This is a genomic window from Archangium gephyra (genome assembly GCF_042230915.1).
In the GTDB taxonomy this organism is placed as follows: Bacteria; Myxococcota; Myxococcia; order Myxococcales; family Myxococcaceae; genus Archangium; species Archangium gephyra_B.
Window position 1 is genome coordinate 11,724,215 of the sequence record NZ_CP102578.1, and the last position, 19,918, is coordinate 11,744,132.

The 19,918-nt window shown below is 68.8% G+C and carries 18 protein-coding genes; 13 read left to right on the forward strand and 5 right to left on the reverse strand.

All coding sequences use genetic code 11. The annotated features are described in order from the left end of the window. Positions 1-11 precede the first annotated feature (11 nt). Both NR798_RS46540 and NR798_RS46545 read right to left on the reverse strand, forming a co-directional pair. The gene (locus NR798_RS46540) at positions 12-596 is read right to left on the reverse strand and encodes a Uma2 family endonuclease (RefSeq protein WP_375769089.1); all 585 of its coding nucleotides are present in this window, start codon (positions 594-596) and stop codon (positions 12-14) included. Positions 597-788: 192 nt separating this feature from the next. Continuing rightward, a complete protein-coding gene (locus tag NR798_RS46545; RefSeq protein ID WP_375769090.1) occupies positions 789-1,772 on the reverse strand; it encodes an SDR family NAD(P)-dependent oxidoreductase in 984 nt (327 codons plus the stop codon). 220 nt (positions 1,773-1,992) lie between these two features. Between NR798_RS46545 and NR798_RS46550 the strand changes: the two genes are divergently transcribed. Next, on the forward strand, positions 1,993-3,426 hold the full coding sequence (locus NR798_RS46550; RefSeq protein ID WP_375769091.1) for a phytoene desaturase family protein: 1,434 nt from the start codon (positions 1,993-1,995) through the stop codon (positions 3,424-3,426). Between the two features lie 6 nt (positions 3,427-3,432). On the opposite strand, the gene NR798_RS46555 is transcribed toward NR798_RS46550, so the two are convergent. Further along, complete coding sequence (locus NR798_RS46555) at positions 3,433-3,750, reverse strand: hypothetical protein (RefSeq protein WP_375769092.1); 318 nt, start codon at positions 3,748-3,750, stop codon at positions 3,433-3,435. A 246-nt stretch (positions 3,751-3,996) separates the two neighbouring features. Here NR798_RS46555 and NR798_RS46560 point away from each other — a divergent pair, with 246 nt between their 5' ends. The 12 genes from NR798_RS46560 (at position 3,997) to nrfD (ending at position 17,278) form a co-directional block, all read left to right on the forward strand. Beyond that, the gene (locus NR798_RS46560) at positions 3,997-5,142 is read left to right on the forward strand and encodes a hypothetical protein (RefSeq protein WP_375769093.1); all 1,146 of its coding nucleotides are present in this window, start codon (positions 3,997-3,999) and stop codon (positions 5,140-5,142) included. 16 nt (positions 5,143-5,158) lie between these two features. Continuing rightward, a complete protein-coding gene (locus tag NR798_RS46565; protein ID WP_375769094.1) occupies positions 5,159-6,157 on the forward strand; it encodes a HEAT repeat domain-containing protein in 999 nt (332 codons plus the stop codon). A gap of 45 nt (positions 6,158-6,202) precedes the next feature. Next, the gene (locus NR798_RS46570) at positions 6,203-6,736 is read left to right on the forward strand and encodes a hypothetical protein (RefSeq protein WP_375769095.1); all 534 of its coding nucleotides are present in this window, start codon (positions 6,203-6,205) and stop codon (positions 6,734-6,736) included. A gap of 246 nt (positions 6,737-6,982) precedes the next feature. Next, on the forward strand, positions 6,983-7,477 hold the full coding sequence (locus NR798_RS46575) for a hypothetical protein (protein ID WP_375769096.1): 495 nt from the start codon (positions 6,983-6,985) through the stop codon (positions 7,475-7,477). Positions 7,478-7,608: 131 nt separating this feature from the next. Beyond that, complete coding sequence (locus tag NR798_RS46580) at positions 7,609-8,136, forward strand: hypothetical protein (RefSeq protein WP_375769097.1); 528 nt, start codon at positions 7,609-7,611, stop codon at positions 8,134-8,136. A gap of 220 nt (positions 8,137-8,356) precedes the next feature. Then, the gene (locus tag NR798_RS46585) at positions 8,357-9,577 is read left to right on the forward strand and encodes a hypothetical protein (RefSeq protein ID WP_375769098.1); all 1,221 of its coding nucleotides are present in this window, start codon (positions 8,357-8,359) and stop codon (positions 9,575-9,577) included. Positions 9,578-9,591: 14 nt separating this feature from the next. After that, the gene (locus tag NR798_RS46590) at positions 9,592-10,587 is read left to right on the forward strand and encodes a HEAT repeat domain-containing protein (protein ID WP_375769099.1); all 996 of its coding nucleotides are present in this window, start codon (positions 9,592-9,594) and stop codon (positions 10,585-10,587) included. Between the two features lie 49 nt (positions 10,588-10,636). Next, positions 10,637-11,164, forward strand: coding sequence for a hypothetical protein (locus tag NR798_RS46595; RefSeq protein WP_375769100.1), 528 nt, complete (start codon positions 10,637-10,639; stop codon positions 11,162-11,164). A gap of 90 nt (positions 11,165-11,254) precedes the next feature. Then, positions 11,255-11,773 carry a hypothetical protein gene (locus NR798_RS46600; RefSeq protein ID WP_375769101.1) on the forward strand — a complete coding sequence of 173 codons (519 nt, stop codon included), beginning with the start codon at positions 11,255-11,257 and terminating at the stop codon, positions 11,771-11,773. A gap of 216 nt (positions 11,774-11,989) precedes the next feature. Continuing rightward, the gene (gene fdh, locus NR798_RS46605; RefSeq protein WP_375769102.1) at positions 11,990-15,250 is read left to right on the forward strand and encodes a formate dehydrogenase; all 3,261 of its coding nucleotides are present in this window, start codon (positions 11,990-11,992) and stop codon (positions 15,248-15,250) included. A gap of 5 nt (positions 15,251-15,255) precedes the next feature. Then, a complete protein-coding gene (locus NR798_RS46610) occupies positions 15,256-16,056 on the forward strand; it encodes a 4Fe-4S dicluster domain-containing protein (protein ID WP_375769103.1) in 801 nt (266 codons plus the stop codon). Next, the gene (gene nrfD / locus NR798_RS46615) at positions 16,049-17,278 is read left to right on the forward strand and encodes an NrfD/PsrC family molybdoenzyme membrane anchor subunit (RefSeq protein WP_375769104.1); all 1,230 of its coding nucleotides are present in this window, start codon (positions 16,049-16,051) and stop codon (positions 17,276-17,278) included. Before NR798_RS46610 ends, nrfD begins: the two co-directional genes overlap by 8 nt. Positions 17,279-17,937: 659 nt before the next feature. Here the strand turns inward: nrfD and NR798_RS46620 are convergent. Next, positions 17,938-18,990, reverse strand: coding sequence for a S1 family serine peptidase (locus tag NR798_RS46620; RefSeq protein ID WP_375769105.1), 1,053 nt, complete (start codon positions 18,988-18,990; stop codon positions 17,938-17,940). A gap of 123 nt (positions 18,991-19,113) precedes the next feature. Next, complete coding sequence (locus NR798_RS46625; RefSeq protein WP_375769106.1) at positions 19,114-19,896, reverse strand: hypothetical protein; 783 nt, start codon at positions 19,894-19,896, stop codon at positions 19,114-19,116. Between the last annotated feature and the right edge of the window lie 22 nt (positions 19,897-19,918).

The following is a 19,918-nucleotide window of genomic DNA, read 5'->3' on the forward strand; positions in this document are numbered from 1 at the left end:
CGATCATGGCATCAGGGACCGGGGGCCGGTGCGGACCCGGGAGCCCAGAGCCGACCCAGGTCCAGCGGCTCGGTGTCGAACGGCTCGGCACGGACCACGTCCTCGCCTCCGTACCGGGCAATCCGCCAACCTCGCGGTCCTCGCCGGTAGACCTCCAGCGTGTGCGCCCGCGGATCCACCAGCCACGCGTGGCTCACGCCCACCCGATGGTAGAGCGGCAGCTTGCGCCCCCGGTCCAACGCAGCCGTGGAGGGCGACAACACCTCGCAGACCCAGTTGGGTGCCAGGTCGAAGAAGGGCGCATCCTGCTCAAGCAACTCGGGTGCCCGTTCGTAGCGCCATCCCGCGAGGTCCGGCACCAGCACCTGTCGGCCGAAGTGCAGCTCCGGCTCGATCAGGATCCACCAGCCTCCCGGCCCACCCTGCCCAACGCCAAAGGTGCTCCCCAGCTTCGCTGCGAGCACCGAGGCCACCCATGCGTGCCATTTCGCCGGCCGTGGGAAGGCCCACAGCTCGTCGTCGATGAGTTCCCCCACCCACCCCGGCGGTAACGCCTCGATGTCCTCGTAGGTGGCTGGACGCTTTCCCTTCGCCATCGCTCCTCCCCGTGCAGGCCTTCCCGCCTGACTGCTCACATCCTACAGGAAGGTCTGACGGCAGAGGTAGGGTCCATGCGCGGGGTTCTACCCGGGTTCACCCGATACCCTCACCCTGTCCCTCTCCCGGAGGGCGAGGGGATATGGCCGCGGGGCAGCGCCTGGTGCCAGGGGTACACCTTCGCGGGCTTCCTAGCGTGCCGCGCGGGCCAGCCCCGCCACGCCCAGCACCACGCCGCTCGCCAGCGCCACGAGTCCCGCCGTCGCCGACAGCCTCTTCCACAGCGGCGTCGGCGGCACCGGCCCGTACGGGCCCACGCCCTGCGCCACCGGCCGGAAGAGGTTGCCCTCGGGTCGGTCGATGGGCTCGTCCCGCATCTGCATCCGCGCGCCGAACCGGCCCATCACCGCCTTGCCCACCTTCGGCAGGAGCGCGTTCACCCACAACAGCAACCGGCCCCCGAGGAACACCGGCACCACCGTCCTCCCCGGCCGCAGCGCGCACTGGAGCACCGCTCGCGCCGCCACGTCCGGGTCATACGTCGGCGGCACCGGCTTGGGCGCCAGTCCAAACATCGTCGGCGCGTGGGCGAACATGTTCGTCGCCACCGAGGGCACCAGCACGTTGGACACTTGAATCCCCGTGCCCACCAGCTCCATCTCCAGGCACTGCGCCCACCCGAGCGAGGCGTGCTTGCTCGCCGTGTACGCCGACAACAGCGGCGCCGAGCCCTTGGACAGCATCGACTGCACGTTGAGGATGTGCCCGCTGCCCTGCTGCTTGAAGTGGGGCAGCACCGCCCGCGCGAAGCGCATGAAGCCAAACACGTTGACGTCGAAGGTGCGCGTGAGGTGCTCCCACGGCAGCTCGCTGAAGAGGCCGTAGGACTGCACCGCCGCGTCGTTCACCAGCAGGTCCACCCGGCCGTAGTGCGTCACGCACTCGCGCACCACCTGCTCCACGTCCGCCTGCACCGTCACGTCCCCGGGCACCGAGATGCACTCCACGCCCTTCTCGTTCAACGCGTGGCGCAGCTGCTCCAGCGCCTCCACCCGGCGCGCGGTGATGCACAGCTTCACCCCCGCCTCGCCCAGCCGCACCGCCGCCTGCCACCCCACCCCGCTCGACGCCCCCGTCACGATGGCGACCTTGCCCCTCAGGTCCTGGCGAGCCATGTCCTCTCCCCTGTCTCTCTGGCCCGGCGGCGGGCCTCCCGAGCAGCACTCCCGCCAGGAGGATGGGAATTCCCGCCCCCTCCGCGCACCCTGTCCCCCTCGCCCCCTGCCCGCCCGCCCGGGTGCCGTGGTGCCGGACGACCTCCGGCGTCCACTGGTGAACGCCACCCGGTGTCCTCTTCCTCACGTCCCCATCAGGTCGGGTGAAGCTGCACAACCTATGAGCTCGATGCTCGATGCCGTCGTGGTGGGCGCCGGTCCCAACGGGCTCGCCGCCGCCATCTCCCTGGCTCGCGCGGGCCGCTCGGTGCGGGTGTTCGAGGCCGGCCCCACTCCCGGCGGGGGCGCCCGCTCGGCCGAGCTCACCCTGCCTGGCTTCGTCCACGACGTCTGCTCCGCCATCCACCCGCTCGCCGCCGCCTCGCCCTTCTTCCGCCAGCTCCCCCTCGGCGCCCATGGCCTCGAGTGGGTGCACCCCGAGGCCCCGCTCGCCCACCCGCTCGACAACGGCACCGCCGCCGTCCTCGAGCACACCCTCGAGGCCACTGCCCAGGGGCTCGGCCCCGACGCCGGGCGCTATGTGAAGTGGATGCGCCCCATGGTGCGCGCCTTCGACGACGTCATGGCCCAGATGGCCGACCCGCTGCGCCTCCCCCGCAGGCCCCTGCGCCTCGCCCGCTTCGGCCTGCGCGCCCTGCGTCCCGCCCACTCGCTCGCCGCCCATGCCTTCCGCGGGCCCCTCGCGCGCGCCCTCTTCGCGGGCTCCGCCGCGCACTCCTTCTCCGCCCTGGAGAAGCCCTTCACCTCCGCCTTCGGGATTCTGCTGCTCGCCTCGGGCCACGCCGTGGGCTGGCCCTTCCCGCGCGGCGGCACGCAGAAGCTCGTGGACGCGCTCGTCAGCTACCTGCGCGCGCTCGGCGGCGAGGTGGAGACGGGCCACCGCGTGCACAACGTGGAGGAGCTGCCCCGCTCGCGCGCCGTGCTGCTCGATGTGACGCCCCGGCAGCTCGTGAAGCTCGCCGGCCACCGGCTGCCTCCCTCCTACGTGCAGAAGCTCCAGCGCTTCCGCTACGGGCCCGGCGTCTTCAAGGTGGACTGGGCCCTCTCCGGCCCCATTCCGTGGCTCGCCCCCGCGTGTGCCCGCGCCGGCACCGTGCACCTCGGGGGCACGCTGGAGGAGATCTCCGCCAGCGAGGCCGCCGTCTCGCGCGGGGAGACGCCCGAGCGTCCCTACGTGCTGCTCGCCCAGCACACGCTCTTCGACCCCAGCCGAGCCCCCGCGGGCCAGCACACCGGCTGGGCCTACTGCCACGTCCCCAACGGCTCCACCGAGGACATGACGGAGCGCATTGAGGCCCAGGTGGAGCGCGCCGCTCCCGGCTTCCGCGCGCGCATCCTCGCCCGGCACACGCGCTCGCCCGCGCAGTACGAGGCCTACAACCCCAACTTCATCGGCGGCGACATCTCCGGCGGCTCGCTCGAGGGCATGCAGCTCTTCGCCCGGCCCGTGGCGCGCTTCGTCCCCTACGCCACGCCCGACCCCCGCCTCTACCTGTGCTCGGCCTCCACGCCTCCGGGGCCAGGCGTGCACGGCCTGTGCGGCTTCCTCGCCGCCCGCGCGCTGCTCGCCAGCGAGGTGTGGCGCAAGGGTTGAGGAGACTCACCCGCAGGGAGCCGGACGCGGGCAGCCCGCCACCGTCGGCGCGCGCTTCAGCATGGAGAGCGCCGTCAGCACGGGGTACAGGAACACGAGCGGCCACAGCACCACATCCGCCGGGCCGAATTGAAAGCCCGTCCCCGTCAGCCGCACCGCCGCCACGAGCGCCTCGAGGGGCAGCAGCACGGCCGCGGCGCTCAACCCCACCCGCGCATGGCGCGGCGTGACGAGCCCGGCGAGCCCGATGGCCAGGCTGAGGGCGAAGGGGAGCACCACCCGCTTCGGCCCGCCCTCCTCCAATCGGAAACGTCGCGTGTGCATGCGGGGTCCCCTGAATTTCGCCGGAATTATCACGGCCCGCTACTTCCGGCCTCCCCCGCCTGCCCCGTAACTCCTCGAAATCACGGATGCTTACATTTCATCGCATTCCCAATCTGCCGGGATTTTCCATTTTCTTGGGATGAACGGGAATTCGAGACCTCTTCCAGACAAGGACCCATGACTCCAGAATCCTCCCATCGCTCCGCCTCCCTCCCGGTGAATGACACGGCCCGCCGAGGCCCGAGGGTGGCGATCGCGCTCGGTGCCGTGGCCCTGCTGGCGGCGGTGGCGCTCCTCTCCCGTGGCTCCTCCCAGGAGGGCGGCACCCCCGAGGCGCTCCAGGCCTCGGCCCCCCAGCCCTCGGCCACCGGCCCCGCCCCCAAGAAGGCCGGGCCTGGCGCTCCGGTCCAGGGCATGCAGGCGGAGTCCAAGCCCAAGCAGTTCAACAGCACCGTCTGCTGGGAGGACCTGGAGCGCTTCAACGAGTCGGTGACGCTGGAGACGTTCCTCGAGTGGGCCCGGCCGATGCTCGCCGTGAAGGATCCGCTCGTCCGCGACTACCTCATGGGGCGGCTGGGCGAGCTCATCGGCGAGGACGAGGGCCGCGCCCGTGAGGTGCTGGGCTGGGCACAAGAGGCCTCGCCCGCGGAGTTCAAGCTGTTCATGGGCGGCCTGCGCAACTCCAAGGCCCTGCCGAAGATGGCCGCGCAGCTCACCGCGCTCGGGCTCGACGAGAAGCTCGACCTGGGGCGGCGCGCGGGCTTCCTGGACGAGCTGCAGCGCATGCCCCGGCTGGAGCCGGCGGCGCTCGACAAGCTCGCCACCTTCGCGCAGGACGCCGCCTCGGGCGAGGCCGGCTGGGTCACCACGCGCGCCATCGGCCGGGTGATGAAGGAGGACTTCAAGAAGAGCGGCAACTTCAAGCCCTACCTCGACAAGCTGCTCACCATCAGCACCCAGTCGGCGGACGAGCAGGTGCGCTACCTCTCGCTCGAGATGGGGATGGACGCCGATGCGCCGATCGACCCGCGTTCCATGGAGCGGCTCGGCAAGCTGCTGGCCACCGAGGGCAGCGAGGACGTCCGCATGATGGCCGCGCACGAGCTGTCCATGTCCGAGGACAAGTCCCAGGCGCTGGAGCTCTACGGCAAGAACTTCGAAATCGAGAAGGACCTCTGCGTGCGCTGGGCCCTGTTCCGCTTCGCCGCCCGCACCGCCGGCAAGGACGCGCTCCCGGTGATGGCGGACATGGCCATGACGGACCCGCGCTTCCAGGGCATCTACCAGGAGTTCGAGAAGCTCTACGCCAGCGGCATCGTCGACTTCGGGCGCATCTGGTTCTCCCTGTCCACGGACGATCCCTTCGGCTGTCTGGACCGCCACGAGGAATGAGCTCCGGAGCCCACCCATGACACGCGCCTTCCTTCGTATGAACGTGCTCCCCACCCTGACGCTCACCGTGTGCCTGCTCGCGCCGGCCCTGGCCTCCGCGCAGCCGTCCGCCCCGCGCGACGCCCCCGCCATCCAGGCCACGACGTGCTCGGTCGAGGGGCTGATGGACTCCATCCGCCGCGGGATGAATTCCAAGTCCGAGGCCTACAAGCTCTACCTGCGCACGCTGCTGCGCGAGTCCGCCGTCAACCTGCCGCGCGCCGAGCTCCAGGCCGCCTTCGAGCGCGAGTACGACCCCGTGATGGTGGAGCACCTGGCGGCGGCCCTGGTGGCGCGCACCGAGCGCGGCCTGGAGGACGATGCCTTCCAGGTGGTGGCGAAGCGGGCGCTGGAGGACCGGGACCCCGGCCTGCGCGCTGCCACGGTCCGCGCCATGCGCCGCACCGGCGCGCTGGGGCGCAGCGGGGAGATGTTCGAGCGCCTGGTGAGAGATCCCTCGCCCGAGGTGCGCATGGAAGCGGCGACCAACCTCGTCGAGGACACCCATCACGTCTACGGCGGGCACCATGGCCTGGCGGCGGATACCGCGGTGTCGGCGGCCGCGGCCTCGGACGACCCGAAGGTGACGGCGAAGGTGCTCGGCCAGCTCATGACGGGGGAGATCAGCTCCGACTCGGCGCGCAAGCTCGAGCGGCTGCTGGGCAGCGACTCCGCCGAGGTCCGCGCGGCGGCGTCCACCGCGCTGGGCGGCGTGCCCGTGGCGGAGATGGCCAACGCCCGTCAGACGCTGACCGGCATGTACCGCGACGAGAAGGACCCCACCGTCCGCAAGGCCATCCTCCAGAGCATCGCCCGGCTCGGCTTCTCCGGCGCGGTGCCCGAGCTCCAGCGGTTGCGCGCTGTCGACCCGAGCATGGCGCCGGAGATCGATAGCTGGATTCGAGTCCTCAACATGAACCACCAGGATTGGAGCCTGATCCTGAGGGAGAAGCAGCGGCAGCAACAGGCTCGGTAGCGAACCCCCCCACTGGGGCCGATCCACCGGTCCAGAGGAACAACGATGCGTAAGACGATGAAGACGACGCTGGCAGTCCTGGCTTCCCTGGCGTTCATCCCCGCGGCCGCGACCGCCGACGTCCGGGTCGGCTCGCCCTTCCCGGGCACCGTGACGGCCACCACGTACTACTCCAGCGGCAGCTTCCACGGCGCGGTGGACATCTCCAGCAGCAACGCCTGCGGCTACTGGGGCGTGGAGACGGGCGCGTACGGCACCTACCACTGGAACGTCACCATCAACACCACCGGCACCGTGTGCTACGGCAACGGCAGCGGCAACCAGAACGAGGTGAAGCACACCTTCGCCAACGACAAGGTCCTCCGCCAGTGGCACTTCCTCAAGACCGGCGCCTCGTACGACCGCGACTGCGACCGCTGCCAGATCGGCGACGAGGGCGGCACGGGCAACGTCACCGGCCCCCACACCCACATGCAGGTGGACCGCTACGGCAGCAACCTCACCGGCTGGTACGACGGCACCACCACCAGGGGTGAGTTCCTCAGCCGCGGCGAGACCGTCGGAACCATCGCCACGTAACCAGTAGTAACCAGACCCGCAGGACCCCGGTACCAGTTGGGAGGTGGGCTCCCACGCAGCAGAGGTGAGCCCACCCCCACTGGCAGTGACGGGGGAGAAGCCGGACGCAGCCTCCCCGGACCTTGCCGCCCGGCAGTGGCCGCTGTCCTCTCCCCGCGCGAGCCTCACCGGTTTTTTCACTTTTTTTGGGATGGCTGGGAATTCGGGCCCTCTTCCTAGATGAACCCCTCGGCCACAGGACCTTCGATGCGCAACACGATGATGACCCTCACGGCGCTGGCATCCCTGGCGCTCATCCCCGCGGCCTCGGCCGGGACCACCGTCACGTCGCCGCACGCCGGCACGGTGACGGCCACCACGTACTACTCGAGCGGCGCGTTCCACGGCGCGGTGGACGTCGCGCCCAGCGGCGCCTGCCGCTACTGGGCCATCACGGGGCCGTTCGTGGGCTCGGTCTACTGGAACATCACCATCAACAGCACCGTGACCACCTGCACGGCCGCCACCGGGAACGTGGCCGCGCACACCTTCGCGGACGGCTGGTCGTTCCGCATCAAGGACTTCATCAAGAGCGCCGCCTCGGTCGACAAGACGTGCGACCGCTGCGCGCTCGGCGACTCGGGCTTCGTCACCCACTTCCAGCACAGCAAGAGCGGCACCTTCGACACCTCCTGGTACTCGGGCTACACCTCCAACGGTGAGGCCATCGATCTCGGCGAGACCCTCGGCGTCCTCAACTAGCGCGCCGCCCAGAACCGAAGCAGCTGGACCCCCGGCGTGGAGCCCGCTCCTGGGGGAGCAACAGCGGTTGCAACAGGCTCCATGCAGCTCCCCCCATGCGAGCCGGGGAACCGGCCCGAGAGGCACTCACGATGCGTAACACCTCGAAGATGACCCTGGCAGCGGCGCTGGCTTCCCTGACGCTCGTCCCCGCGGCGGTGACCGCGCACACCGTCAAGGCGCCCTTCCCCGGCACCATCACCGCCACCACCTACTACCCGAGCGGCGGGTACCACGGCGCCATCGACGTCTCCAGCGGCCGCTGCAACTACTGGGGCGCCGAGACGGCCGTGGTGGGCTCGGTCTTCTGGAACGTCACCATCAACACCACCGGCATCGTCTGCAACGGCAACGGCTACGAGAACGCCAACATGGCGATCCACACCTGGGCGGACGGCTGGAAGTTCCACCAGAAGCACTTCATCAAGACCAGCGACTCGTATGACCGCACGTGCGACCGCTGCCAGGTGGGCAACGAGGGCGGCACCGGCCAGGCCACCGGCCCCCACGCCCACCTCATGCAGGAGAAGAACGGCACCAAGGACACCTCCTGGTACTCCGGCTACACCTCCCAGGGCGAGGCCGTGGACCGCTCCGAGACCCTCGGCGTCCTCGACTGAGCCGCCGCTGAATGGAAGTGCGCCCCCCCCAGGGCGCCGAGACCCTTCGTGAGGATCCGCTCCTCACGAGGGGTCTCCGTCTTTTCAGGCACTTACGCACCTGGAGTGAATGTCGGGGACACCCAAATTCCCAAGATATTCCCGGTTTTAATATTTTCTTGAGATGACGGTAAAATCGGGGGCTCTTCCTAATTGGAACCCCTCCACCAGGCCAACAGCCATGACCTCCGCATCCCCGCCTCCCACCTCCTCTCCCCCGTCTGGCACCTCGAGCCGGCGCACGCCGCTGCTGGTGGCCGGGGCCGGCCTCATCGCCCTGCTGGCCGGTGTGGCGCTGATCGGCCGGGGTGGGAGCGAGGAGCGGCCGGCTGAGGCGGACCCCACCGCCGCGCCGCAGGCCCAGGCGAAGCAGGGCCCGGCGAAGAAGACGGGCACCCCCGGCCCGGCCGTGCCCCTGGCCCCGGGCGAGGAGGCCAAGGCCCCGCGCTTCACCGACACCATCTGCTGGCAGGAGATGGAGCGCTTCAACGAGGGGGTGACAATCCACAACTTCCGCGATTGGGCCGCGCCCCTGATGAACTCGCGGGATGGGCTCGTCCGGGACTTCCTGAAGGAGCGCCTCACGGAGCTCATCGGCAAGAACCCGGCGAATGCGCTCGAGGTGATCGAGTGGTCCCGCGACGCGCAGGGCAAGTCCTTCGGGGTGTACCTGACGGCCGTGAGGGACTCCGAGGCGGTGCAACAGCCCCAGGTGGCCGCGAAGCTGCTGGACATGGGCCAGGACACCACCCTCCCGTCCGAGCGGCGCGCGGGCCTGCTCTCCGCCCTGGACACGCAGAAGCGGCTGGCCCCGGCGGCGCTCGACAAGCTCACCACCCTCGCCAATGACCCGGTCTCCGTCGACGCGGGCTGGGCCGCGGCGCGCACCATCGCGCGGGTGATGAAGCGCGAGTTCAAGGAGAACGCGAGCATCGGCCCCTACATGGACAAGCTGCTCACCATCGGCGCCGCGTCGCCCGACGAGCAGGTCCGCTACCTGGGGCAGATGATGCCCATGCACGCCGCGCCCCTGCTCACCCCGGCGGAGACCGAGCGCTTCGCCCAGATTCTCGTCGGCGAGGGCAGCGAGGACGGCCGGGACGCGGCGGCGCACAACCTCTCGCTGTCCCAGGACAAGACGCGGGTGTTGGAGCTGTTCTCCAAGACGTTCGAGACCGAGCAGTCCCTGTGCGTGAAGTGGGCCCTCTTCCGCTTCTCCGCGCGCACCGCCGGCAAGCGCGCCCTGCCCGTCATGGCGAACATGGCCGCCATGGATCCGCGCTTCCAGCCCGTCTACCAGGACTTCGAGAAGATCTACGCGAGCGGGACCCTGGACTTCGTGCGGCTCTACAACAGCCTGCCCAACCAGGATCCCTTCAACTGCCTCGACCGCCACGAGTGAGCCCGGGAACTTCCATGACACGCACCGCTACCTTCCGCACTGGCACCCTCCTGCTGGCGCTCACGCTCTGCCCGCTGCTGCCCACCGGGGCCGCCGCCCAGGTGGCCGCCCCGGGCCCCGCGCTCCAGGGCGGGAGCTGCTCGGTCGAGAGCCTGATGGACTCCATCCGCCGCGGGCTCAAGTCGGATTCCGCGGCGTACAAGAAGTACCTGCGCACGCTCTTGCGCGAGTCCGCCCCCACCCTTTCCGACCAGGAGCTCCAGGCCGCGTTCGAGCGGGAGACGGACCCGGTCATGGCCGAGCACCTGGCGGCCGCGCTAGTGGCGCGCACCGAGCGCGGGGCGGACCCCGAGGCCATCAAGGCCGCCGCGAAGCGGGCCGTGGAGGACAGGGACCCGGCCGTGCGCGCCGCCACCGTGCGCTCCATGCGGCGCACCAGCGCCCTGGAGAACACGGGCGACATGTACCAGAAGCTGGTGAGAGATCCCTCGCCCGAGGTGCGCCAGGAGGCCGCGACGAACATCGTCGAGGACATCCAGAACGTCTACTCGGGCTACCACGGCCCGGCCTCGGACGCCGCGGTGTCGGCCGCGCTCGCCTCCACGGACCCGAAGGTGACGGCGAAGATCCTCGGCAACATGGACACCCAGCGCATCAGCGCCGAGTCGGCGGGCGGCATCCAGTCCCTGCTGCGCAGCGATGACGCCGAGGTGCGCAAGGCGGCGGCCCTCGCGCTGGGCGGAGTGCCCGCGGAGCAGATGGCCAGCGCCCGGCAGTCCGTGCTCGCCATGTTCCGCGACGAGCGGGACACCGGAGTGCGCAAGGCCCTGCTGCAGAGCATCGCGCAGTTGGGCTTCATTGGCGCCATCCCCGAGCTGCAGCGGCTGCGGAGCACCGACCCCAGCCTGGCGCCGGAGATCGACGCGTGGATTCGAGTTCTCAGTCTGGACCTTCAGGAGTGGAGCCTGATCCTGAGGGAGAAGCAGCGGTTGCAGCAGCAGGTTCCATAGCTGTCCACCCCCCCCCGAGGGCCGTGAACCGGCTCGAGAGGAAAAAACGATGCGTAAGACGATGAAGCTGTCTCTGGCTGCCCTGGCTTCCCTGGCGCTTGTTCCCGCGGCCGTGACCGCGCACACCGTGAAGGCGCCGTACCCCGCCACGGTCACCACCACCACGTACTACTCCAGCGGCGCGTTCCACGGCGCCGTCGACGTCTCCAGCGGCAGCTGCGACTACTGGGGCGTGGAGACGGGCGTGGTGGGCTCGGTCTACTGGAACGTGTCCATCCGCACCACCACCCACTACTGCAACACGGGCAACGGCAGCGGCAACCAGAACGAGGCGCTGCACACCTGGGCGGACGGCTGGCAGTTCCGCATCTGGCACTTCAACAAGACGGCCGCCTCCGTGGACAAGACCTGCGACCGCTGCCAGGTCGGCGACGAGGGCTCCACCGGCAACTCCACGGGCGCCCACACCCACATGCAGCAGACCAAGAGCGGCACCTACGACACCTCCTGGTACTCCGGCTACACCTCCAAGGGTGAGGCCGTGGACCGCACCGAGACGCTCGGCGTGCTGGACTGATCAAGGCCGCGCGAGTTGACGCACGACTTCGGCCAGGGAGCGGCTCCATCCGGCTCCGCTCTCCGGCCGGTTCTCTTTTTGGAGTCCCCCATGCCACGAACGCTGAAGACCCTGGGCGCGCTCACCGCGCTGGCCGCACTCGCGCCTTTCGCCGCCCCCGCCCGCGATGTCCAGGCGCCCCTGGCGGGCACGGTGTCGGCCACCAATTACACCTCGAGCGGGGCGTCCCATGGTGCCGTGGACATCGACGGCGGCACGTGCGGCACGACCCCGGTCACCACGGCCGTCGTCGGCTCGCTGGCGTGGAACGTGGTCATCAACACCTCCGCCACCGTCTGCTACTCGGCCATGACGGGCCCGCAGAACGTGGCGCGGCACACCTTCGCCGACGGCTACACGTTCCGGCTGATGCAGTTCAACAAGTCCGCCCAGACGTATGACCGCACGTGCGACCGCTGCAACATCGGCATGGCCGGCGACAAGGGCCTCCCCCACGGCGACATCCACCTCGAGCGGCACAAGAGCGGCACCCTGGATACCTCCTGGTACCAGGGCTACGCCGTCAAGGGCGAGGCCCTGTCCCTGGGCGAGCTCATCGGCGTTCTCTGAGCCGCTTCGCCTCGTAGCGCCCGCGGCCGGCACAACCCGGCTACACCCAGCCCCCTCACCCCGTCCCTCTCCCAGCGGGCGAGGGGAAATCATGTCTGGTTGGCTGCTCGGGAGGCGGGTTGGGATGGGACCGCGGTACAGGCCTCGTCCCCTCGCTTCCCCGTCCTGGCGTTCCCATATTGCCTCTCGGAGTCACGTCACTCTCGGAGGCACGCCTTGGGATTCTTCGACCTGTTCGCCCGCTGGCCGCTCATCCGTCAGCTCCAGGAGAAGGACTCCACCGGCCTCGGGGAGACGGCCATGTCCGAGCGCAGCCGTCACCTCGAGCCGCGCACCGTCCACGCCGACAAGGCCGTCCCGTCCATCTGCCCCTACTGCGCCGTGGGCTGCGGCCAGAAGGTCTACGTCAAGGACGGCCGCATTCTCGACATCGAGGGGGATGAGGACTCGCCCATCTCCCGCGGCCGGCTCTGCCCCAAGGGCGCCGCCACCTTCCAGCTCGTCACCGGCAGCCACCGCCTGGACACCGTCCTCTACCGGCGCCCCGGCTCCCTGCAGTGGGAGCGCATCCCCCTGCACAAGGCGCTCGACATGGTCGCCGAGCGCGTGAAGCAGGTGCGCGACTCCACCTGGGAGGAGGAGAACGACAAGGGCCAGACGCTCAACCGCACCATGGGCATCGCCCACCTCGGCGGCGCCACGCTCGACAACGAGGAGAACTACCTCATCAAGAAGCTCTTCACCGGCGGGCTCGGCATCGTCCAGGTGGAGAACCAGGCCCGAATATGACACTCGTCCACGGTGCCCGGTCTGGGCATCACGTTCGGCCGCGGCGGTGCCACCACGTTCCAGCAGGACCTGGCCAACGCGGACTGCATCCTCATCATGGGCAGCAACATGGCCGAGTGTCACCCCGTGGGCTTCCAGTGGGTGATGGAGGCCCGTGAGCGCGGCGCCACCCTCATCCACGTGGATCCACGCTTCACCCGCACCAGCGCCATGGCGGATGTCCACGTGCCCCTGCGCCCGGGCTCGGACATCGCGTTCCTCGGCGGCCTCGTCCACTACATCCTGGAGAACGAGCGCTACTTCCACGAGTACGTCGTCCACTACACCAACGCGCCCGCAATCCTGCGTGAGGACTTCCAGGACACCGAGGAGCTCGACGGCCTCTTCAGCGGCTATGACCCGGACACGGGCAAGTACACCCCGCACACCTGGCAGTACGAGGGCATGGACGGCGTGGTGCCCGCCGCTGGCCACAAGGAGATCTTCGCCGAGCCGGGCGCTGGCGGCCACGGCAAGGTGCGCGGCAAGCACATCACCGAGGTGCCCCGGGACAAGACGCTCCAGCACCCGCGCTGCGTCTTCCAGGTGCTCAAGCGCCACTATGCGCGCTACACGCCGGACGTCGTCTCGCGCATCTGCGGCGTCCCCAAGGAGTCCTTCCTGAAGGTGGCCGAGACGCTCTGTGAGAACTCGGGGCGCGAGCGCACCAGCGCCTTCTGTTACGCGGTGGGCTGGACGCAGCACTCGGTGGGCGTGCAGTACATCCGCACCGCCGCCATCATCCAGCTGCTGCTCGGCAACATCGGCCGGCCCGGCGGCGGCATCATGGCCCTGCGCGGCCACGCCTCCATCCAGGGCTCCACCGACATCCCCACCCTCTACAACCTGCTGCCCGGCTACATCCCCATGCCGCACGCGCCGGACGCGCAGCGCTTCGACCAGTACCTCCACAACAACGAGTCCGCCAGCGGCTGGTGGAGCGAGTTCCCCAAGTACGTCGTCTCGCTGCTCAAGGCGTACTACGGCGAGGCCGCCAGGAAGAAGAACGACTGGGGCTTCCACTGGATACCGAAGCTCACCGGCGATCACTCGCACATGACGACCGTGGCCAACATGGCTGATGGCAAGGTGAAGGGCTACTTCGTCATGGGCGAGAACCCCGCGGTGGGCTCGATGAATGGCGCCCTCCAGCGCAAGGCCTTGCAGAAGCTCGACTGGCTGGTGGTGAGCGATTTCTCCCTCACCGAGACGGCCGAGTTCTGGCGCACCGCCCCCGAGGTGGTCCGCGGCGACGTGCGCGCCCAGGACATCAAGACCGAGGTCTTCTTCTTCCCGGCCGCCACGCACACGGAGAAGGACGGCTCCTTCACCAACACCCAGCGCCTGCTGCAATGGCACCACAAGGCCGTCGAGTCTCCCGGCGAGGCGCGCAGTGACTTGCACTTCATCTTCGAGCTGGGGCGCCGGCTCAAGAAGCTCTACGCGGACTCGAAGGAGGAGAAGGACCGGCCCCTCCAGGCGCTCACCTGGGACTATCCGGTGAAGGGCCCTCGCGAGGAGCCCGACGCCGAGGCCGTGCTGAAGGAGATCAGCGGCTACACCGTGGCGGATGGCAAGCCGGTGAGCGGCTTCACGGAGCTGAAGGACGACGGCTCCACCGCGTGCGGCTGTTGGATTTATTCGGGCAGCTACGCGGACGGGGTGAACCAGCCCGCGCGCCGCAAGCCGGGCCGGGAGCAGACGTGGGTGGCCTCGGAGTGGGGCTGGGCGTGGCCCGCCAACCGGCGCCTCCTCTACAACCGCGCCTCGGCAGACCTCGAGGGCCGCCCCTGGAGCGAGCGCAAGAAGTACGTCTGGTGGGATGCCCAGCAAGGCAAATGGACGGGCGAGGACGTGCCCGACTTCATCGTGGACCGGCCGCCCTCGTACCGCGCGGACAAGGGTGACCAGGGACTGGACGTCATCTCCGGGGATGACCCGTTCATGATGCAGGCGGACGGGAAGGCCTGGCTCTTCGCGCCGAGCGGGATGATGGACGGCCCGCTGCCCACGCACTACGAGCCCTTGGAGTCGCCCGTCCCCAACTTCCTCTACGGGCAGCAGTGCAACCCGGCGCGGCACGAGTGGCGGCGCAAGGACAATCCCTCTCACCGGGCATGGGGAGACCCCCGCTATCCCTACGTGCTCACCACGTACCGGCTCACCGAGCACCACACGGCGGGCGGCATGTCGCGCTGGCTGTCATGGCTGAGCGAGCTGCAGCCGGAGATGTTCGTCGAGGTGTCTCCGGAGCTGGCGGACGAGGCGGAGCTGGAGAACGGGGGCTGGTGCACGGTGTACACGGCGCGCGGCGAGGTGGAGTGCCGGGTGCTGGTGACGGAGCGCATCCGCCCGCTGCAGCTGGATGGCAAGCGGGTGCACCAGGTGGGCCTGCCCTACCACTGGGGCTACACGGGACGCGCGCGGGGCGAGAGCGCCAATGACCTGCTCGGCTTCACGGCGGACCCGAACGTCTCCATCCAGGAGTCCAAGGCGCTCACGTGCAACCTCCTGCCCGGCAAGCGCAGCCAGCACCGGCGCGCGGCCTTTGGGTGGGAGCCGTGGCCGCTGCCCCCGGGCGTGGTGGAGGTGCCGAGGGACCACGAGGGCATCGGCCCGCCCGAGCAACCGTCGCAGGACAAGGAGTAGCGCCCATGGGACAGAAGGGCTTCTTCACCGACACCACGCTGTGCATCGGCTGCAAGGCGTGTGAGGTGGCCTGCAAGCAGTGGAACCAGTTGCCGGATGACGGCTTCCGGCTCACCGGCATGTCCTACGACAACACGGGGCACCTGGGCTCGGCCACGTGGCGGCACGTGGCCTTCATCGAGCGGCCGGTGCCACTGCCCACGCAGACGGTGGGGCTGCTGGACTTCTCGTGGTTGATGGCCTCGGACGTGTGCAAGCACTGCCAGCGGGCCGGGTGCCTGGAGGCGTGCCCCACCGGCGCCATCATCCGCACCGAGTTCGACACCGTGTACGTCCAGCCGGACGTGTGCAACGGCTGCGGCTATTGCGTGGCGGCGTGCCCCTTCGGCGTCGTGGACCGGCGCGAGGACGATGGCCGCGCGTGGAAGTGCACGCTCTGCTACGACCGGCTGGGCGAGGACATGACGCCCGCCTGCGCCAAGGCCTGCCCCACCGCCTCCATCCAGTTCGGCGACGTGGACGAGCTGCGCGAGCGGGCGCACCGCCGGGTGGAGCAGCTCCATGACAAGGGATTGGAGCAGGCGTACCTGTACGGCGCGGACGCGGAGAGCCAGCCGGGCACGGGCGGGCTCAACGCCTTCTTCCTGCTCGTGGACAAGCCCGAGGTCTACAACCTGCCGCCGGATCCGGTGGTGCCGACGATGAAGGGCCGGGAGGCCTGGGCGTCGATGGGCTGGGGCGCGCTGGGCATGGCGGTGGTGGCGCTCGGGGCGGTGCTGTTCGGACGGGAGGTGGTGCGTGGGTGACATCCGGCCCGAGGACCTGGAGAAGCGGCGGGACGGACGCAACATCGACGAGCGGCTGGGAGAGCTGTCCGGCGAAGGCGCTCAGCAGCGGGTGAAGCAATTCGATGAGGCCAATCCCTCGCGCGAGCTGTTGCGGACGAGGCCCTCGCACTCGGGAGTGTCCGCGGAGTCGCCGAGCTACTACGGGCAGCCGGCCCTGAAGGAGCCCGTCTGGATCTGGAGCATTCCGCTGTACTTCTACGTGGGAGGCGTGGCGGGCGCGGCGAGCGTGCTGGGCGCGGCGGCGGATGCGGTGGGCGGCAAGACGATGGAGGGCCTGGGACGCCGGTGCAGGTGGGTGGGCACGGTGGGGGATGTGGTCAGCTCGGGGCTGCTCATCTACGACCTGGGACGGCCCGAGCGCTTCCTGAACATGCTGCGGGTGTTCCGTCCCACGTCGCCCATGAGCGTGGGCTCGTGGGTGCTGGTGGGCTCGGGGGCGATGAACACCGCGTCGCTGCTGTTCGCGGGCCGGCGCGGCTGGCTGGGGCGAGCAGGGGAAGGCGCGGCCATCGGAGCGGGGCTGCTCGGGCTGCCGCTCGCCGGGTACACGGCGGTACTGCTGGCCAACACGGCAGTGCCTCTCTGGCAGGTCACGCGCAAGTCCTTGCCGCTGCTGTTCATGTCCTCGGCGGTGGCGGGCGCGGGGAGCCTCATGGAGCTGCTGCCGCACTTCCGCCGCGATGAGAAGGTGCTCCACCTGTTCAGCACGGTGGGCAAGGTGGGCGAGCTGATGGCGGGCGTCGCCGTGCAGCACGAGGCCTCGCGCCTGGAGGTGCTGGAGCGGCCGCTGAAGCACGGGCACTCGGGAATGTTGTGGAAGGCGGCCAAGGTGTGCACCGCGGCGTCACTCGTGCTGGGGCTGTGGCCGGGGCGGACGCGGTGGATGAAGGTGGCGGGGGCATTGCTGAGCACGGCCGGAGCGATTGCGACGCGCTTCGCGGTGTTCCGCGCGGGCAAGGCGTCGGCGGGAGATCCGCAGGCCACGTTCCAGCCGCAGCGCCAGGGAATGGGCGCCGCGGAGGTGACGGGACACACGCACGCGTCGGATGGAAAGCCGCTGAAGTTCCCACTGCCCGTGCTGCGCGAGGAGCCGAGGGCACCCGAGCGGCAGGCACCGGCAGCCGGGTCCATGGGAGCCGGAGGTTCCGGCGCATCGAGAGGTGTTGAACGGGTGACCTAGCGAAGCTCCCAACCCTCTGCACGCCATTGATGGAACTCACGCCGGATTTCTTCACCGGGAGGTACCACCACGCTCTCGGAATGCTTGATTGCCTTGGGAAATGAATACCCACTGTCTCTGACCCAGACTTCGAAGTACTTCGTCATGGGCTGGCCTCCCGTGTTCTTGAGGAGCACGACCGCACGATTCCCATAAGAGTGGATTGTCGCAACCACATTGCCAGGGGAGGGCTGAGGCTTCGGCTGGCCCGTCGAGCTGCTCTGGCCCGGCGCATTTCCGAACTGCGCGGGAGGCACGGGACTCATCTTCCCCTTCATCCTGCTGCCTTCGCAGCTTCCCCCCTCATTCGAAGAATTGGCCAGGCACTGAAAGCTGCCGTCGGTGCCCGAACACGCAGCCTCATTGCAGAGGCGATAGCAAGTCCCCTTCCGGTAGGCCCGCTCATTCGCTTGCCTGTTCGCTTCAAGGCATGCAGCGGCCCTGGTGGGCCCTTTTCCGTAATGGTCCTTACCCGCCCAGACCGCAGAGCCTGCCAGAAGGCATACGCCCACGAGGCCAATCCCAAGAATTCGCATCAACTCTGCCAGCATCTTGAGTCTCCGTGAAGCAATAGAGATTCCCACGCCCCGAGCCACCGTGATGACCCGCTCTGAATCCTGCTACTGCGTGTTGTCCGCCACCTGGGCTGTCGTCTGCTGGATCCACTGGGAGAAGGCGGGAACGGAGGTATACACACCGTACTTCTTGGGGCGTCCGCAACCGATCCCCCAGCTCACCACTCCAGCCAAGTACTTGTTGGCTCCCTCCATGACGACAAGAGGCCCCCCGCTATCTCCCTGGCAGGAGTCATTCCCACCACCTCCCGCGCAGAGCATCCGCTCGGTGATCGCACCACCGTAGCTCTCCGGCGCATTGCACTGCTGATTGCTGACCACCTTCACCGTGTTGAAGAGGAGGGCGTCCGGCTTCTGGTTTCCACCTTCGCTCGTGGCGCCCCACCCTGAGATGACCACCCTCTTGCCAGCACCAATGAGATTCAGCCTCTCCGAGGGAAGCGGCGCGATGGAGAGACTCGAGTCCAGCCCTTCCGCGAGTCGAAGCAGGGCAATGTCGTTGTCCATCGTGGCGGAATTGTAGTCCTTGTGCCGGTGGATCCTGCTCAGCTTTACGAGCCGCCCGCCGGACGACAGCTTCGTGGAGCCCGTATAGATTTGGAAATCCTCGGGCTGGGAATCCGCATCGATGCAGTGCGCGGCGGTCAGGACCCACTGGGGGCTGATGAGCGTCCCACCACAGAACTGGCCCAGGTGGGGGGTGAACGCGCCGGAAAAGACGATGGCCACTTGATACTTGAACTGATCGGCTGGGGCTTTCTGCGCACCCGGGCCGACGATCCGATGAGCCGGAAGAGCAGTGAGCAGGTCGAGTTGCCGCTCCACCCGCTCCATATTCGCGAGCGCGGCATTCAACTCATTCCTCTTGTTTTCGCGCGTGGCCGTATCAGCGAGATCCTTGAACGCGCTCTTCTGATAGACCATCTCAAGCATCAAGCGCTCCTTACCGGAGAGCTTGGATGAGAGGACTTCCTTGTGAGCCTTCTCGGCAACAGCACGAGCCTGCCCCTCCAGCAAGCCTTTGTCCTCCGGACCCGCAACTGCCGGACCCGCAACGAGAAGCGGAAGTATCAACAACCACGTATCAGCCTTGTGCATTCATCCTCCTGGTCTATTGGTCCCTTGTAGAACTGCGGGCGGTGCTCCCCCCTGCTCGGCGCCCGAAGCGCCGCAGCACCGCCCTATTCTCGATACGAGTGATGATGAAGCGAGCTGGGGCAATCAGAAGAAAGCGTAGGCAACCCACGCACCGACGCTGGGCGCCACCGGAGAGGCTACGGGGACACTCCCGTCGAGCCCGAAGGTCCAGCTCTTGCTGTGGTAGGTCAGGACCACGTCTCCCTTGAACTGCGCTGCTTCGAATCGCGGAGCCCCCGCGGAGAGCCTTCCGGTCAGGGAGAGCCCCTGGTCCTTGCTCAGCTCCCACCCACGCCCCACGGAGACCGAGGCCCCGTACCCCATGCCATCGGCCGCGAAGCGGGGTCCGACGCTCAGCCGCAACTCCACCGGCTCCAGCCGATAACGGCCCTGGAGATTGAAACCTCCAGACGCCTCCAGTCCGAAATCGAGGAAGCCAGTTGCACCGAGTTCCAACCTGTCCGCCATCACGGAGCGCGAGACAACCCCGTAGACCTCTCCCACGAAGGCACGTCCGTTCCCCGTGAGGCCTTCACCGAAGACCCCCACACCCAGCGCTATCGAGAGCACGGAGAAATCCACCCCTGCCTCTCCCACCAGCTCGGCACCGACATTCCGCGATGGCAGATCGAGCGCCCCCCGGGTCTGCACCTCCAGGGAGACGTCCACCTTCTTCGTGTCGGGCTGGCCGGCGAAGCGCGGGCTCATGATGCCCTGGCCAATACCGGGTGGAGTACCCGGCGCCTCCTCCTGCACCGGCGAGGCCGACAGCGGCCTGCCAAAATATTCAATCTGTTGCGCCTGGGCCGGAAGCGCCGCCCAGAGCAGGAGGAATGCACTGGTGCCCATGGCCTTGTGGGAAGTCACGGTCTTCATCTTCGCGCCTTGA